The sequence below is a fragment of the Kitasatospora sp. NPDC053057 genome, assembly GCF_044546945.1.
Classification (GTDB): Bacteria; Actinomycetota; Actinomycetes; order Streptomycetales; family Streptomycetaceae; genus Kitasatospora.
This window is the reverse complement of record NZ_JBITZP010000076.1, coordinates 1-16,252: the sequence shown is the minus strand read 5'-3', so window position 1 is coordinate 16,252 and position 16,252 is coordinate 1. Positions and strand designations below refer to the sequence as shown.

The following is a 16,252-nucleotide window of genomic DNA, read 5'->3' as shown; positions in this document are numbered from 1 at the left end:
CGACATAGATCGGCCGGTTGGCCACCTGGCCGTCGCGGACCTTCACGTGGATGCAGTCGATGAAGATCACCGGGTAGACCGGGTCGAGGGGCCGGCCTGTCAGCCGCACTCAACCCGCCAACGAAGGACGAGCCAGCCACCCTGAGGAGCTCCCGAGTGCAGGTAGTGCCCTCCGAGCGCGACGTGAACGGGCGTTCACGACCACACTGCGACCACCAACCACGAAGGCCGTCTCCACCATCCGGCGGAAACGGCCTCTGACCTGCAGTGATGCAAGTCGGGACGACAGGATTTGAACCTGCGACCCCTTGACCCCCAGACCTCAAGGTCTTGGCTTTTTGTTGCTCAACTACACTGGAACGATGGATTGTTGGCACACACCGCAGACTCATCTCAGCGGCCCGACTCGACCGCGAGTGACGACCCGTCAGCGTTCGATTCGTACATAGACGTCCGTTTCGACCCACGGGCGCTCATAGGCGCTCATCGCGCGTGGTCCCAAACTGGTCCCCAAGTGGTCCCCAGGACTCCAGGCCAGGCCCCGTCACCGCGAGTAACAGAGATCTGGCGGACCCTCAGCAACCGCCGCCGGCAGCGCCTGACAGTCGTGCCCGTGGCGCCGCTGACCGGCGGGGTCGTTTCGGGCGGATCAAGGTCGACTACCCACCGGCTACGGATCATGATCTTCCGAACGGTGTGTCGTCTTGAGCGTGTCCTGCCCGACTGGTTCTGACGTGCCTCGCGCACCGCCCCGTGCGCTCTGCCGACGCGCCCGGCCTCGCGGCAATTCTTGGATCCGGGATCACCGAGTCCAAGGAGGAGAAGCTCATGGCGCAGCGTACGAGCAGGGGCCGGGTCTACCGCCGGTGCGGATGCCAGGCCGAGAACAAGAAGCAGCTGAGCCCGTGGTGCCCGCGTCTGGCCGGGGACATCAAGCACGGCAAGTGGACGTACACGGTCGACCTCGCGAAGGAGGACGGCCGGCGCCGTGTCCGTCGGCGGGGCGGGTTCGCCAGCCGGGCCGAGGCGGCCCGCGAGATGGCTGCCGTGCTGGACGGTGAGCTGCGCGGCGTCTACGAGAATCGCCGCACCACCGTCGCCAGCTACCTGCGTGAATGGCTCGCCACGAGGAAGCCGACGCTCGCGCCGAACACCTACGCTGGCTACGCGGCGTGTGTCGAGCGAGATCTCATCCCTGCCTTCGGCCGGCACCGGCTGCTCGATCTGCGTCCGAAGCATATCGACGACTGGATTCTCGCCCAGCTCGAGGCGAAGCGGGGCCGGGTCACCGTCTACCGGGCCGTCTCCACCCTCCGCAACGCGCTCAACACCGCGGTCCGCTCCTGGCGTCTGCGCTACAATCCGGCCAAGCACTCCGTCCCGCCCAAGCCCCGCGCCGCGGAGCGAACCTGCTGGACGCCCGATGAGGCGGCCGCGTTCCTGCGGCATGGCGGGGTGAGACGCCGGATACCGGGACCGCGTCATTGTCGCCGCCGCCCTTGCCGTCGGCGCCGTCATCCTGGCCCGGATCCTCGGGCGCGGTACCCGGACCACCGCCGTTGGGCCTGGTGCGGCGGCTGCCCGCCGCCGCGTCGCCACGGGCGAGCTGCTACGCCCCCATTCCGACCTGGCGCTCCTGCGGGAGCTGGGTGTCCCGGCTCATGGTGCGGATGCTCTGGTCCAGCTCCTGCGCGAAGTCCGTCCAGGTCTCCGCGTACTGGCGCGCGAGGTCGACGACGAGGTTACGGCAGTGCGCGGGCACGGCGGCGGCCAGCTTGGCCCACATCTGGTTGCCGAGCGCGTTCTGCTGGAGCAGGCGCAGCAGGTGGCGTCCCTCCTCCTTGTGCCGCAGGGAGGGGTCCCGGAGCAGCTTCTCCATCAGTTCGAGCGGGTCCGGCTGCACCGAGCGCACCTTTCGGACGCTCCGTTGCGCAGGCACCCGGTCGGCGGCGACCGACAGGCCGCCGTCGACGTCCGGGACGGAGACCGGTCGGCGTTCGGTGACGGCAAGCTCACCAGACGTCAGCCGCTTGCGAACGTCGCTCACCGTGGCGGGCGAGATCCCGGCGCGCCGCGCGATCTCGCGCAGCGAGGCTCCCGGGTTCTCCGTGATCAGCTCGGCGGCCCGGCGCCGGCCCTCCGCGCTGCTCAGCGGCCGGATCTTGCCGTCCCGCCCGATCCTGGCGGTCGGCTGGGCCTCCCCCAGGTTCATGTTCCGTCTGATGGCGGCCACCGACTTCGTCCCGAGGCCGGAGGCCTTGGCGATGGCCCGGTCCGACATCTCCGGGTAAGCCTCCAGGATCCGCGCGGCCGCGGCTCGCCGGTCCGGCTGGGAGAGCGGGAGGCCGTGCGTCACGTTCGCCTCAACGGCACGGAGGAACGCTTCCTCGCGTGTGCCGTCGAAGAGTTCTGACTCAATGGTGTCCTGGCCCCGCAGGCAGGCAGCGAGCAGGCGATGCATGCCGTCGATCACCCGCATGGTGCGGCGATCCACGAGAATGGGGGGCAGCGGCTCGTCGAGTTCCGCCAGCCGGGCCACGTGTTCCGCGTCCTGACCGTCGAGACGAGGCGACTCCCCCGGCATGAGCGAGGCGATCGGCAGTCGGACGACGTCTCGTTGACGAAGCACCACCGTCTTCGCAATTCGGTTGGCGGTCTTCTCAAGTTCGAATTCTGTGAAGCCCTCGCTATCAGCGCCGCCATGGCTCATCGTCGTACTCCCCCCATCCCGTCAAACAGATCAACCCGGCTGCCGCTGGAACTCACCCGGCCGGGGTCGGAAGGGACCGAACCCCTGTAGGAGCACCCGTGTACCGCCCCTCGGGCCGGCCCCCTGAACAGCCCAGCACTCGACCACCGCTAACGGCCAGCCGATAGCAGTTTGGGTAGAACCGACCCGTCTCTCACCCCGTGAGTCACAAGCAACTTCCGAACACCCAGTCCCATAGTCACCCGCTGCACCTACGCGTGTCGAGTCTCCATCAACTTCCTTGCGGCTACTGAAAGAACGAATGGTTCGGCAACGACGAAGCCGGACATACCGATGCCGCCGACCGTCGGAGGAACGGTCGGCGGCATCGCTGGCAGCCGGACTAGTTCTGCGCCGCCATGGCCTCGATCAGGCTCTTGGGCCGCATGTCGGTCCACGACTTCTCGATGTGGTCGAGGCACTCCTGACGCCCCGCCTTCCCGAACACTGAGGTCCAGCCCTCGGGAACGTCGACGAAGACGGGCCACAGCGAGTGCTGGCCCTCGTCGTTGACCAGGACCAGGTACTCGGCATCGGGATCGTCGAACGGATTCGTCACCACGCCGTCCTTTCTTGGATACATGAGGTGGGTCGCATCGATGGCGCGCGTTCACCGGGTGGTTCACCCGGACTCGCTCCACCGTCGGTGGCCGTCCGGCGCGGCGCCGGGCCCCGTGCGAGCCCACTATGTCCTCAAGCCGCGCCGACGCGTCAACCGCTGCCGTCCGCTCTCCCCGCCCGGCTGTTCAACTGCCCCCACGCTCCGGTTGAACGGCTCTGAGCCGGAACGAATTACCCGGGGGTCGCGCCGATCTTGATGGAGCGTCAGCCCGATGACATCGTGGAACGCTGCCGCCGATGGCGACGGGCCGATGCCCGTCCAGACCGGGCCGTCCCCGGATCCACCAGTGCAGGGGCCCGGCCGTCCCCGGTCACGGACGCGCTCCGCCCCGGGCCATCTCCCCGTTCGACACCCAGGAGGCCGTCATGCTCGCACCCGTCGCTGGCGAGGGAGCACCGCCATGCCGTTCGTGAGCGCAAACGGGGTCCGGCTCTCCTACCAACGGTCCGGCAGGGGGGAACCGGTGCTGCTCATCATGGGCTCGGGTGCCGGCGGCCGGGTTTGGACCATGCACCAGACCCCGGCACTGAACAGGGCCGGCTACGAGACGATCGTCTTCGACAACCGGGGCATCGCGCCCTCCGACGCCCCACCCGGCGAGTACTCGCTGGCCGACCTGACCGCCGACACCCTCGGCCTGATCGAGGCGCTGGACCTGGGACCGTGCCGGCTCGTCGGCACGTCAATGGGCGCCATGATAGCCCAGGAGGTCGCACGCGCCCGCCCCGACCTGGTGCGCTGCGCCGTCCTCCTGGCCACCCGGGCCCGGTCGGACGCCACCCGCCGGATGATGGTAGCCGCGGAGCGCGCGCTGACCGCCTCCGGCGTCACCCTGCCGCCCAAGTACGAGGCGGTGCGCACCGTCCTGGAGATGCTCTCCCCCACGACGCTCAACGACGACGACGCCGCTTCCGGCTGGCTGGAGATCTTCGAGCTGACCACAGGTCAGAGCGCCCCCGGCCAACAGGGGGCGGATGTCGCCGGCGACCGCCGCGACGCCCTGCGCACGGTCGGCGTGCCCTGTCGTGCGATTGCCTTCTCCGACGACCTCATCTGCCCGCCCCACCTGGTCGCCGAGGTCGCGGGCACCATTCCCGGCTGCGACTACGTGGAGATTCCCAAGTGCGGCCACCTCGGAAACCTAGAGAACCCGGACGCTGTCAACGCGGCGATCATCGAGTTCCTCGACAAGCACTGACGGCCCCCGACGAACACGGAGCTGATTCCAGCATGGCAAGGAACCGGGATGCGGGACCAGGTCGGGCGTCGGCAGGGGACGGCGACGAGCCGGCCGCCGGACGGATCAGGAGGGGGACAGTCCGACGGATCGTCCCGTACGCGATGGCGCGCCGGTGGACCGTGGTGCTGCTGCTGGTCGGCACCGTGATCGACGCGGTGACTACCGCCGCCAGCCCGCTGTTGCTGAAGAAGATCGTCGACGACGGCATCCTGCCCGGACACACCAGCGTCGTGATCTCGCTGTGCCTGGTCGTCGCCGGGCTGTCGCTGGTCGAGGCGGGCTCGGTCTACCTGGTGGCGTGGTGCTCCGGGCGAATCGGCGAGGGCGTCGTGTACGACCTGCGCACCAACGTGTTCGCCCACGTCCAGGCACAGTCGCTATCCTTCTTCACCCGCACCCAGACCGGCGCGCTGATCAGCCGACTGAACACCGACGTGGTCGGGGCTCGGCAGGCGGTGACCAGCCTGCTATCCGACTCGCTGTCCACCGTGCTGTCGCTGGTTCTGGTGCTGGGCTCGATGTTCTACCTGTCCTGGCAGATCACCCTCACGGCGCTGGTGGTCATCCCGCTCTTCTTCCTGCCGGCCCGGCTGATCGCCAGGCGGCTGCAGCGGCTCTCCCGGCGGCGGATGGAACTGGACGCTGAGCTCAGCGCGCTGATGAGCGAGCGGTTCAACGTCGCGGGCGCAACGCTCGCCAAGCTGTACGGCCGCGCGGAGCAGGAGTCGGGCCTGTTCGCCAGCAAGGCCGCCCGCGTGCGGGACGTCGCCATCGCCCTGATCCTGCAGAGCCGGATCCTCGGCGTCCTCACTATCGTGCTCACCGCGCTCACCAGCGCGCTGGTCTACGGGGTGGGCGGTGTGCTCACCATCGACGGCTCCCTGGAGCTCGGCACACTGGTGGCCATGGTCGCGCTGCTGCTGCGGCTCTACGGGCCGATCAACCAGTTGTCCGGCCTGCAGGCGAACGCCATGGTGGCGCTGGTCAGCTTCGACCGGGTGTTCGAGATCCTGGACCTCAAGCCGCACATCGGCCAGGCCCCCGACGCCCGAGCCGTCGAGCGCTCCGACGCCGCACCCCGGATCACCTTCGAGAAGGTCTCCTTCCGCTACCCGGGCACCAACGAGGACTCACTGGCCTCGCTCGGACACCCGGCCCCGCCGAACACCGGGTCGACCGAGGAGTCGTGGACCCTGCGCGACTTGAGCTTCGACGTCCCGGCCGGGAAGCTCACCGCGCTGGTCGGGCCCTCCGGCGCGGGCAAGACCACGATCACCCAGCTGGTGCCCCGGCTGTACGACGCCACCGAGGGCACCGTCCGGGTGGCCGGCGACGATGTCCGGGATCTGACGCTGCAGTCGCTGCGCGACACCATCGGTGTGGTCACCCAGGACGCGCACCTCTTCCACGACACCCTGCGGGCCAACCTGGAGTACGCCCGGCCGGGGGCGAGCCAGCAGGAGCTGGTCGACGCCTGCCGGGCGGCGCTGATCTGGGATACCGTCCAGGCACTCCCGGACGGCCTGGACACCGTGGTCGGCGACCGCGGCCACCGGCTCTCCGGCGGCGAGAAACAGCGGATCGCCCTCGCCCGACTGCTGCTCAAGGCCCCACCGGTGGTGATCCTGGACGAGGCGACCGCGCACCTCGACTCGGACTCCGAGGCAGCGATCCAGCGCGCCCTCAGGACGGCGCTCGCCGGACGGACCTCGTTGGTGATCGCACACCGGCTCTCCACCGTCCGCGAGGCCGACCAGATCCTGGTCGTGGCGGCCGGACGGGTCGCCGAGCGTGGCACGCACGAGGAGCTGCTGGCCGCCGGCGGCCTGTACGCCGACCTCTACCGCACCCAGTTCGCGCAGTACGAGCCGCTGGAGGAGGCGGTGGTCGTCGCCGAGCCGCACTGACGCGGTACCACGGCAGGACGAAGGTGCCGGCCCCCGGTGATGCACCGGGGGCCGGCACCTTGGCCGTGCCCGGGGACGGTGGCGGGGGGGGGGGGGGGGGGGCGGGGGGGGGGGGGGGGCCCCCCCCCCCCCCCCCCCCCCCCCCCGCGCTGGTTGAACGGAGCGGCGTCAGCGGCGCCCGGCGGCGAAGTCGTGCACCACGACTGCGACCGCACCGACCGCGGGGTGGCGCTGCAGGACCGCCTCGATCTCGCCGAGCTCCATCCGGACCCCGGCGAGCTTGACCTGGCGGTCCACTCGGCCCAAGTACTGCAGCGCCCCCTGCGGGAGGACCCGCACCGCGTCGCCGGTCCGGTAGAGCCGGCCGGTGGGCGTGGCGCGGAACGGGTCGCGGAAGAACGCGTCCCGGGTGCGGTCGTGATCGTGGACGTACCCGCGCCCCACGCCCACCCCGCCGACGAACAGCTCCCCGGTCTCTCCGGGCTCGCAGCTCTGCCAGCCGTCCTCCGCGCGACGCAGCACGTAGAGCTGGGTGTTGACCACCGGCGTGCCGATCGGCAGGCGCATCAGGTCGAGGTCCGCGGGCAGCACAGTGTGGTGGGTCACGTCGTCGGAGCACTCGGTGGGACCGTAGGCGTTCACCAGTCCGGCCTGGGGCATCTCCCGGAGCCAGCGGCGGGCCACCTCGGTGGGCAGCTCCTCGCCGGTGGCGAGCATCCAGCGCAGGCTCGCGAGCCGCCCGGACGCCGGAACGGCGGCCAGGTCGTCCAGCAGCAGACGCACCATGGTGGGAACCAACTCCACGACGGTGACGTGGTGTTCGTCGACGAGCCGGGCGAAGGCCACCGCGTCATGGGCGGTCGCATCGGCGACCACGCTGACCTCGCCGCCGACGACCAGCGGGCAGAGCATCTGCCAGATGGAGATGTCGAAGCCGAGCGGGGCGGTCTGGGCGACCACGTCCTCCCCGGTCAGACCGAGGTCCACGACCTTGGCGACGAGGTGGTTGAGCATGCCCTGGTGCTCGACCACCGCGCCCTTGGGCCGGCCGGTGGAGCCGGAGGTGAACAGCACGTACCGGGGCTGGTCGGGGCGCTCCAGCCGGGCGGGACCCTGCCAGGGGTCGCGGTCGGCCGCCCCGGCGGCCCGGACCACCGGGACACCGACCTCCGCGGCGCCCTCGGAGAGCGAGGCCGGCACCGCCTCCGGGTCGGTGCTGAGCAGCAGACCAGCACCGGCCTGGCCGAGGACGTCCGCGACCCGGCGCGCGGGCCAGTTGCCGTCGACGGGCAGGTAGAGCGCGCCGAGCAGCTCGGTGGCCAGGAAGGCGGCGACGACGGTGGCGCCGCGTTCGCCGCCGACCGCGACGACCGAGCCGGGGCCGACCCCCTCACGCTCCATCAAGGTGGCCAGTCGACGGGCCCGCAGGGCCAGTTCGGCATAGCCGACCCGGCCATGGGCGTCCCGGACGGCCGGCCGGTCACGCTCACAGGCGAAGCGCTCCACCCGGGTGACCACGGCATCCGAGAGGTCGGTCGGGTGGTCGCGGGTGAGCGCCAGCTCGCGGGCCCGCCGCAGTTCCCCGGGAGCGATGGCCAGTTCCGGGAGTCCGGCGGGGCCGAGCAGGCCGTCCTCAATCGTCACGAATCCGCTCCTTTTGATCGGCGGCATTATCCGCATTCAACTGTCCAGGGAATATCCGGATCTTGCCGGGCTACTTCCCGTGAAGTACGGTAATCGACGCCGGGGGCGATCGGATAGCAAATTCGCCCGCCGCCGGGGCGACGAGAATTGACGCTCGGGCCGGGAGAGCTGCGCGCCGAGCAGGTCAACCCGACTTCTTGACGCCGGCTTTCGGCCGCGTCGATCCTCCCCGCATCCCTTACCGTCCTGCCGAGGTGTCCGGCACCATGCCCATTATCAGCTCCCCGCACGAATTCAATGTCGAGGATCTCTACCTGGATCTGCGCCGGGTGAACGGCACGCCGTTGTACCTGAAATGCGAAGGGTTCAACTTCGCCGGATCCATCAAGCTGAAGGCCGCCGTCGCGATGGTCGACGCCGCGGAGCGGGAGGGCCGGATCGGACCCGACTCGGTCCTGGTGGAATCCTCTTCGGGCAACCTCGGCATCGCGCTGGCCGTCATCGCGGCCGACCGGGGCTACCGCTTCATCTGCGTGACCGACCCCCGGTGCAACTCGACCGCCCAGCAGCTGATGCGCTCGCTGGGCACGGACGTCCGGGTGGTCAGCACCCAGGACGCCAACCTGGGGTACCTGCACAGCCGCATCCAGTACGTCCGCGACCTCTGCGCCACCAGCGACCGCTACCTCTGGCTCAACCAGTACGCCAACCCGGACAACTGGCGGGCGCACTACGAGAAGACGGCGCCGGCCATCGCGGCCAGCTTCCCGGACCTGGCGGTCCTGTTCGTCGGCGCCGGCACCACCGGCACCCTCATGGGGTGCGCGCGCTACTTCAAACAGCACCGCCCGGACGTCACCGTGGTGGCCGTCGACGCCGTCGGTTCGGTCACCTTCGGAGGAGTCCCGGAGCGCCGGGTGGTCCCGGGACTCGGCACCAGCACCCGCCCGCAGCTGGTCGACGAGTCCGTCGTCGACGACGTCGTGCACGTCTCCGAGCCCGACACCATCCGGGTCTGCCGCGAGCTGGCGGCCCGCGGCTTCGTGCTCGGCGGGTCGACCGGGACGGTGGTGGGCGGAGCCTCCCGCTGGCTGGCCGAGAAGTACCCCGGCGAGGACCCGGTCGCCGTCGCGATCTCCCCCGACCTCGGCGAGCGCTACCTGACCTCCATCTACGACGACCACTGGCTGAACGAACACTTCGGCCAGGACGGCCCGTTCACCCACTCGCACTGGAGCCCGCACCCATGACCACTCCCTCCTTCTCCGTCATCCCCGGAGCGCAGGTCGTCGACGTCCTGCGCGGCCGTGAGAAAGAGGTCATCGCGACGGTCGAGAACACGTACCGCCTGCACGGCCGAGGCCTCACGGTGAACCCCGACTCGTACTTCCTGCGCTTCCCCGAGCAGCCGGCCGACCGGATCATCGCGCTGCCCGCCTCGGTCGGCGGCGACGTCGACGTGCACGGCATCAAGTGGATCTCGTCGTTCCCGGGGAACGTCGCCGCCGGCATCCCGCGCGCCTCCGCCGTGGTCGTCCTCAACGACACCGCGACCGGCTATCCGCTGGCCTGCCTGGAGAGTTCCGTCATCAGCGCCTCGCGTACCGCCGCCTCGGCGGCCCTGGCGGCGGTGGCGATCGCCGAGCGGCGGGGCGTGGCACCGAGCCGGGTCGGCTTCATCGGGGTCGGGCTGATCGCGCGCTACCTGCATACGTACCTGGTGGCGGGCGGTCTCGACTTCGATGAGGTCGGGGTCCACGACCTGTCCCGGGAGCACGCCGAGGGCTTCGAGGGGTACCTGCAGCGCGCCGGGTCCGGCCCGGTGACGATCCACGACAGCGCCGAGTCGCTGATCGCCGCGTCCGACCTCATCGTGCTGGCCACGGTCGCGGGCGAGCCGCACATCCTCGACCCCGCCCTGTTCGCCCACAACCCGGTGGTCCTGCACGTCTCGCTGCGCGACCTCTCCCCCGAGATCGTCCTCGCTTCCTACAACCTGGTCGATGACGTCGACCACTGCCTCAAGGCGAACACCTCGCCGCACCTGGCCGAACAGCTCACCGGCAACCGCGACTTCGTCGACGGCACGCTCTTCGACCTGCTGGAGGGCCGGACCACTCCCCCGGCCGACCGGCCCGTGGTCTTCTCCCCGTTCGGACTGGGGGTGCTGGACCTAGCCGTGGCGAAGTTCGTCCACGACGAGGTCGCCGCGGCCGGAGGCCTGCAGACCGTCCCCGACTTCTTCCACGAGATGAAGCGCTACGGCTGAGGACCGTACCGGAAACGCGTACGGAGAAGGGCCGCTCCCCGGCCGCCCAGCGGATGAAGTTGGCCAGCCGCCCGACGCCCTCGGCGATCTGCGGCTACGTCAGGTAGCTGACCGAGAGCCGCAGGCTGCGCTCGCCGCCGCCCTGCGGGGAGAAGTACGACATCGGCGTCCGGATCACCCCGAACTTCTCGGCGCAGAGCTCCAGGGCCGCGTTGTCCGCCGTGAACGGCACGTCGACGGCCAGGAAGAAGCCCCCGGTCGGCTCGTTCCAGCGCAGTCCGAGCGCCGCCCGCTCCGCGCCGCACCCCGCCGTCGAGGAGCAGCCGGCAGGCGCCCGCACCCGCCCGAGCGATCTCCGGCAGCACGTCCAGCGTAGCCGGGGCGCCGTCCAGCTGACGGCCGCCGTGGTTGGACACCACGATTCCGTCCGCACCGGCGGCCAGCGCGAGCCGGGCATCCTCGGCGGTCAGCACTCCCTTGACCAGGACCGACAGCGAACTGACCGACCGCAGCCACTCCACCACCGACCAGTCGAGCGCGGGATCGAATTCGGTCCGTGTGTGCCCGCCGGGCGAGGAGAAGCCGCCGCCGCTCAGGTTGGCCGGGGCGACGCCGTCCGGCAGCCGGAAGTCGTTGCGCAGGTCGCACAGCCAGCGGCCGAGGTGCGGGGCGTCCACGGTGAGCAGCAGCACCTCGAAGCCGGCCGCCTCGGCACGCCGGCCCAGTTCGCGGGTGGTGGCGCGGTCGCGGAAGCAGTACACCTGGAGCCAGAGCGGGGCGATGGTGGCCCCCGTGATGTCCTCGAAGGCGCGGCTCGCGAAGGTGCTCGCCACCAGCGGGACACCGAGCCGGCCGGCGGCACGGGCGGCGGCGACCTCGCCGTCCGGGTGGGCCAGGGCGTGGTAGGCCGTCGGCGCGATGCCGAACGGCAGGGGCCAGGGCCGCCCGAGGATCCGGGTGTCGGTGGCGGGCGCGCCGCAGCCGGCCAGCACCCGGGGCCTGGCTGGACACGCTCAAGCGCCGCCGGGTCGGCGGCGGGGGTGCGTTCCTCCCCGACTCCGCCGGCAAGGAAGTCCCAGACCGCGAACTCCAGCTGACAGCGGGTCAGGGTCTCGGACGCAGGCGGGGGTCAGCGGGCCGGCCATTAGGAGGTCAGCAGGTCGCGCTCGACTGCCTCGTGCAGGGGCCGGATGTCGGCGCTGCTGAAGCCCCGGGAACCATGGCGCTGTATCAGTTCGAAGAAGAGGGTTTTGTGGTGGTAGGGCGAGCGGGTGAACACCTGTAGCAGGTGCCCCAACTCGTCCCGGCCGGCCCGCACCTGCGCCTTGCGCAGCTCGGCTATCTGCTCGGCCATCCCGTCGAAGCGTTCGGCGAGCAGGTCGTAGTACGCGTCGGGGGTGTTGAGGAACTCGTCGCCGTGGTCACGGGCCTCGCCGACCGCGGCGACGATGTCGTCCACGAGGAAGGCCAGGTGCTGCACGCCCGGGCCGGCGTTGCGCTCCAGGAAGGCGTCCAGCTGGCCGGGCTCCTTCGCCGGGTCCGGCGCGACCATTGTGAAGGTGACCCGGCCGGAGGCGCTGCGCACCACGATGGAGTCCATCGCCTGCCCTCCGACGGCGATGTACTCGGACGAATAGCGCAAGAAGCCGAAGGCGTCCCGGTAGAAGTCGGTGTACCGGTCCAGGGTGCCGCCGTCGAGGCAGACCGCGACGTGGTCGAGCAGTCGGACCCGGGGGGACTCGGCGACCGGGCCAGATGGGCAGGGCCTCCACCGGCGGCCGTCGACGAGTGGTGCGCCGGGGTGGGCGGCGGCTGGGAGCAGGGTGTGGGAGACGCCGCCGAAGCCGGAGACCACGATGTTGCCGCGGGCGGGGTCCAACCGGACAGCGCCGGCCGCCACCGCCCGCTCGCCGTCCGCCACCGGGTCGTCACAACCGAAGGCCAGGTCGGCGATGCCGTCGCCGTGCCTGTCGAGGAAGCGCCAGATGCCGCGGCCGGAGGTGACCACCAGGTTCACGTCCCCTTGGCGCAGCAGCACGGAGCTGCGATCGGTCTCCACCGAGTCCGCGACCGGCCTGAAGCCGAGGGCCGAGACGAAGTAGTCGACGGCGGAGACCTTGCTCGAGGTGAACAGTTCGGCGTAGACGATGTCCTGCACCGCCATGGTGCTACCTACCTCCTGAACGGCCGAAGGCCGACGACGTTTCCTGGATGACGTGGCCTCGCGGGTCCGGGCCGACGGGCGGGGGCGGGACCACCGGGTCCTCGCGGACGACGAATCCCGGTGCCCGCCCCCACAGGCCTTACCGACGCCGCGTGACTACCAGCGCCACTCCTGCTGCTTGAAGAGGTGGCCGGCCTTGATGTCACGCTCCTTGCACCAGCCCAGGAACTCCTCGATCTGCTTGATCTGGAAGGTGTCCGGGGTGTACGTGGTGGCCATCACGTGACCAAGCCAGTCCTCCTCGCCCATGGCATAGACGTACGCCTCCCGGGCGCCGAGCTCGGTCATGATGGCAGCGGCCTGCTCGGCGTTGGAGCCGGAGAGCTTGCGCGAGTTGCTCATCTTCTTGGTCACCGGGACGGTCAGCAGCGCCTGGTAGAGCCAGGTCAGCGGCGCGCCGTCGCACTCCATGCCGAGGAAGGCGATGTCGGCGGTGCCCAGGTGGTTCTTGATGTAGCGGTAGAGCGAGGGCTCGATGCCGGAGGAGTCGGCGCCGATGAAGATCTTCTTGCCGGCCAGCTCGGCCCAGTAGGTGGACTTGGCGCGGATGTCCAGGTCGCAGTGCTCGCCGAGGAACGGCGTCGCGGTGATCTTGCCGCCGGGGAACTCGACCTCGTCGAAGTCGTCCACCTCGATGACGTTGAAGCCCTGGTGGCGAAGCATGTGCGCCATCGACGGGTCGGCCAGGTTGCCGCGTGAGGAACGGGGGACGACGATCGCGCCGAGACGGCCGCGCAGCTGGAGCAGGGTCTCCAGGACGATGTGGTCCTGGTGCCCGTGGGTGATCAACACCAGGTCGATGTAGTCCGGCAGGTCGTCCAGCGTGTAGCGGTCGCCGGCGGTGCTGTCGGCGCTGATGAACGGGTCGGTGACGATCGCGGCCTCGGGCGTCTGCAGGACCAGGCAGGCGTGCCCGAAGTAGCGGATCCGGCCGCCGCTCTCGATGTGCCGATCCTCGGCCAGGCTCGGGCGGTCCGTCAGCAGCTTCGACAGCTGGACGGCCTGGGTGTCGTCCAGGCCCAGCGCCTCGCGCAGGTGCGCGAGGGTGGTGCCGTGAACCCGGGCCTTGAACAGCTCGCTGAGGCCCTCGTGGCGGAACGGGATGTTCAGCTCCAGGACGTCCGGCGAAGGCAAGCGCGGGGTGCTCAGGATGAACGGGCGCTCGATCCCGGTCTCCAGCGACAGCTGGACCGACTGGCGTGACTCGTCGTAGACCTTGCTCTTGTAGACCACCGGCTCCATGAAGCGCATCTGCGCCTGGTTGTCGGTGTCGTAGGCGAGCTCGATGAGTCCGCCGAGCTCCTCCGGCATCTTCGGGTAGAGCGGGGTGAGGTCGAAACCGGTCGCATTGGCGCGCAGGATCTCCTGACCGGCCGCGATGGCCTCGGCGAAGCGCAGCATGTCGGCCCGGTCGCGCTTGATCGAGGCGACCAGGTCACTGACCTCGTCGGCACGCGACTCCGGGATGTTGATGAAGTAGCCGCCACGCAGCTCGGGGTTGTTGCTCGCCGCGACGTGCACCTGCGGGGACTGGAGGTAGGACTCCAGCAGCGGCAGCTGCAGGAACGCGAGGTTCATCGCCGCCTGCACGGGCGCGATCGTATAAGGCCAGGCGAAGAACCTGTCCACCAGTGGCTCGATGATGGCGTTCGACCGCAGGAACAGCTTCTCGTCGGACATCTGCACCCCTCACTCCAGAAGAACTCAGAAGGAATTGACCAAATCGGCCGGGGTAGGTCCCAGAATTCCGGATGCCCGACCGAACCGTGCTGGAATGACGACCAGAGAGAGTCAGCCCGGGCCAATACCCGGAGGCCGAAGAAACCACATCCGCCTCGCCATACGGGGATCGCTGCACGCGGCGCGATCGCCCGAATCAGAATGGCCCGGGGCAGCGTGGTGGATCAAGAGCCGTCAGCCTCGCACGCTCCTTGAACAGGCCGGTCGGGCGGCGGGCGGGCCCGGATCCCCGGGCACGCCCGCCGTGCAACTGCGTCGGCGCGCCGGTTGAACAGCGGCGGCCCGCCGACGGTCAGACCGCGGCGACGACGGACCGGGCCAGTTCCAGGTAGTCGGCCGTGGACACCGGACAGGACCGCCGAACGGCGGTCGAGGAGGGTACGGGCGCAGCGTGGACGGCGGAACACCTTTTCTCCTTTGGTAGTTGGACACCGTCGGGGAGGGACCGACGGTCATGGCACACGCCCAGCGGGATCCGGCCGCCGGTGGAGAGCTCCGCACGCACGACTCGTGGGGGTGCGCGGGTATGTCGACGAGCCGTCATCATCGGAACATCCCGTCCGTTTACGGCACCTGCGCCCTGAACAGTCGCCCGTCGACGGGCCGGGCGCGGAGGCAGTGGCACCGCGCGGCTCAGCGGTCGGGGACCTCCGGGACCAGCTCGTACACCGGAACCACGTTCAGGAAGGCGATGTCGCCGACCTGCCGCGCGCTCAGGCCCATCACCGTCAGTGCCTGGTCGCCGTCACGAACCACCGAGGCCCCCTCGTCGGTCAGCAGCGCGGTCAGCACCTCGACGTCGGGCGTGCGCACCCGCACCCGCCGGCGGCCGCCGCGGCCGAGGAGCAGTGCTGCCCGCTGCCCCTGGACCCGGCGGCCGTCCGCGACGACCACCAGCTCGTCAGCCACGTCGGCGAGTTCGACCGGTGGCTGACCGGTGACGAGCACCGTGCGGCCCTCCCCGGCCAGCCGACGGAACAGGCCCTGCGCCCAGGCCAGCCCGCGGTGGTCCAGGCCGTTGAGCGGCTCGTCGAGCACTAGGACCAGCGGGTCGGGCAGCAGGGCGAAGGCCACGCCAAGGCGCTGGCGCATCCCCAGCGAGAAGGTGCCGACCCGGCGCTGCTCCGCGTCGGCCAGTCCGACGTCCTCCAGCACCTCGTCCACCCGGCCACGCGGCAGCCCGTACTGCCGGGCCAGGCCGGTCAGGCACTCTCGGGCGGTGTTGCCAACGTGACGGCAGTACACGCCGTGGGTCTCCAGCAGCACGCCGACCTCGCGCGGACCCGGCGGGCGATCCCCGAACTCCCGACCGTCGATCGTCGCGCTGCCGGCGGTCGAAGTGCCCAGGCCCAGCAGCAGCCGCAGCGTTGTGCTCTTCCCCGCCCCCTCCGGTCCGACCAACCCAGTGACGCGCCCGGCCTCGGCCGTGAAGCTCAGGCCGTCGACGGCAGTGACCCGGCCATAGCGCTTCGTCAGTTCTCTGATCTCAATCACGAATCACCATGGTGGAGTGAACCGGGCCGCACGGCATCGGTCTCTCGGCGGCAACAACTGGCGGTTCCTGTCAACCTCGGGCTGACACCGACGGTCTGATGTTGTCCAGGGGCTGATCTGGTACCCGTGCCGGGCCCGGCCGGCGCCCATCACAGCACGCCCGCGAGGGCGGGCGCGGGGGGCGGAGGTGCGGGGACGGCCAAGCCTTCCAGACGAAGAATTGCTTGGAAGGGGGACGGCCACTTCTGCACACTCCGCAGACAGCCCCTTTGGGGCTCTCCTGCTTGATGTGTGGGTCAGGCTGTCGCGGGTTGGCGTCCAGGGAGGGTGGGGCGAGGGCCCGCCAGGGTGAGCATGACCAGG

General features: G+C 70.3%; 11 protein-coding genes and 2 pseudogenes. 5 read left to right on the top strand and 8 right to left on the bottom strand.

All coding sequences use genetic code 11. The features are described 5' to 3' along the window. Positions 1-94: pseudogene (locus ACIG5E_RS38025) on the bottom strand (transposase); the annotation flags it as partial. Between the two features lie 734 nt (positions 95-828). On the opposite strand from ACIG5E_RS38025, the pseudogene ACIG5E_RS38020 reads away from it, so the two are divergent. Then, positions 829-1,242: pseudogene (locus ACIG5E_RS38020) on the top strand (Arm DNA-binding domain-containing protein); the annotation flags it as partial. 367 nt (positions 1,243-1,609) lie between these two features. Here ACIG5E_RS38020 and ACIG5E_RS38015 read toward each other — a convergent pair. Beyond that, positions 1,610-2,710, bottom strand: a complete 1,101-nt coding sequence (locus ACIG5E_RS38015) for a winged helix-turn-helix transcriptional regulator (protein ID WP_396541657.1) — start codon at positions 2,708-2,710, stop codon at positions 1,610-1,612. 382 nt (positions 2,711-3,092) lie between these two features. After that, positions 3,093-3,308, bottom strand: coding sequence for an MbtH family protein (locus ACIG5E_RS38010; RefSeq protein ID WP_396541655.1), 216 nt, complete (start codon positions 3,306-3,308; stop codon positions 3,093-3,095). 463 nt (positions 3,309-3,771) lie between these two features. Here ACIG5E_RS38010 and ACIG5E_RS38005 point away from each other — a divergent pair, with 463 nt between their 5' ends. Beyond that, positions 3,772-4,569 (top strand): alpha/beta fold hydrolase, encoded by a 798-nt coding sequence (locus ACIG5E_RS38005; protein WP_396541653.1) that lies wholly within the window; start codon positions 3,772-3,774, stop codon positions 4,567-4,569. Between the two features lie 143 nt (positions 4,570-4,712). Further along, positions 4,713-6,518, top strand: a complete 1,806-nt coding sequence (locus ACIG5E_RS38000) for an ABC transporter ATP-binding protein (RefSeq protein WP_396541651.1) — start codon at positions 4,713-4,715, stop codon at positions 6,516-6,518. 168 nt (positions 6,519-6,686) lie between these two features. On the opposite strand, the gene ACIG5E_RS37995 is transcribed toward ACIG5E_RS38000, so the two are convergent. Further along, positions 6,687-8,162, bottom strand: coding sequence for an amino acid adenylation domain-containing protein (locus ACIG5E_RS37995; protein ID WP_396541649.1), 1,476 nt, complete (start codon positions 8,160-8,162; stop codon positions 6,687-6,689). Between the two features lie 266 nt (positions 8,163-8,428). Between ACIG5E_RS37995 and sbnA the strand changes: the two genes are divergently transcribed. Both sbnA and sbnB read left to right on the top strand, forming a co-directional pair. Continuing rightward, positions 8,429-9,412, top strand: a complete 984-nt coding sequence (gene sbnA, locus ACIG5E_RS37990; protein WP_396541647.1) for a 2,3-diaminopropionate biosynthesis protein SbnA — start codon at positions 8,429-8,431, stop codon at positions 9,410-9,412. Further along, complete coding sequence (sbnB, locus tag ACIG5E_RS37985; protein WP_396541645.1) at positions 9,409-10,431, top strand: 2,3-diaminopropionate biosynthesis protein SbnB; 1,023 nt, start codon at positions 9,409-9,411, stop codon at positions 10,429-10,431. Before sbnA ends, sbnB begins: the two co-directional genes overlap by 4 nt. Here the strand turns inward: sbnB and ACIG5E_RS37980 are convergent. The 4 genes from ACIG5E_RS37980 to ACIG5E_RS37965 form a co-directional block, all read right to left on the bottom strand. Then, positions 10,422-11,423 (bottom strand): alpha-hydroxy acid oxidase, encoded by a 1,002-nt coding sequence (locus ACIG5E_RS37980; protein ID WP_396541643.1) that lies wholly within the window; start codon positions 11,421-11,423, stop codon positions 10,422-10,424. The genes sbnB and ACIG5E_RS37980 overlap by 10 nt on opposite strands. Before the next feature lie 152 nt (positions 11,424-11,575). Continuing rightward, positions 11,576-12,595 carry a VOC family protein gene (locus tag ACIG5E_RS37975; protein WP_396541641.1) on the bottom strand — a complete coding sequence of 340 codons (1,020 nt, stop codon included), beginning with the start codon at positions 12,593-12,595 and terminating at the stop codon, positions 11,576-11,578. A gap of 156 nt (positions 12,596-12,751) precedes the next feature. Next, on the bottom strand, positions 12,752-14,335 hold the full coding sequence (locus ACIG5E_RS37970) for an MBL fold metallo-hydrolase (RefSeq protein WP_396541639.1): 1,584 nt from the start codon (positions 14,333-14,335) through the stop codon (positions 12,752-12,754). A 693-nt stretch (positions 14,336-15,028) separates the two neighbouring features. Further along, complete coding sequence (locus tag ACIG5E_RS37965; protein ID WP_396541637.1) at positions 15,029-15,889, bottom strand: ATP-binding cassette domain-containing protein; 861 nt, start codon at positions 15,887-15,889, stop codon at positions 15,029-15,031. Between the last annotated feature and the right edge of the window lie 363 nt (positions 15,890-16,252).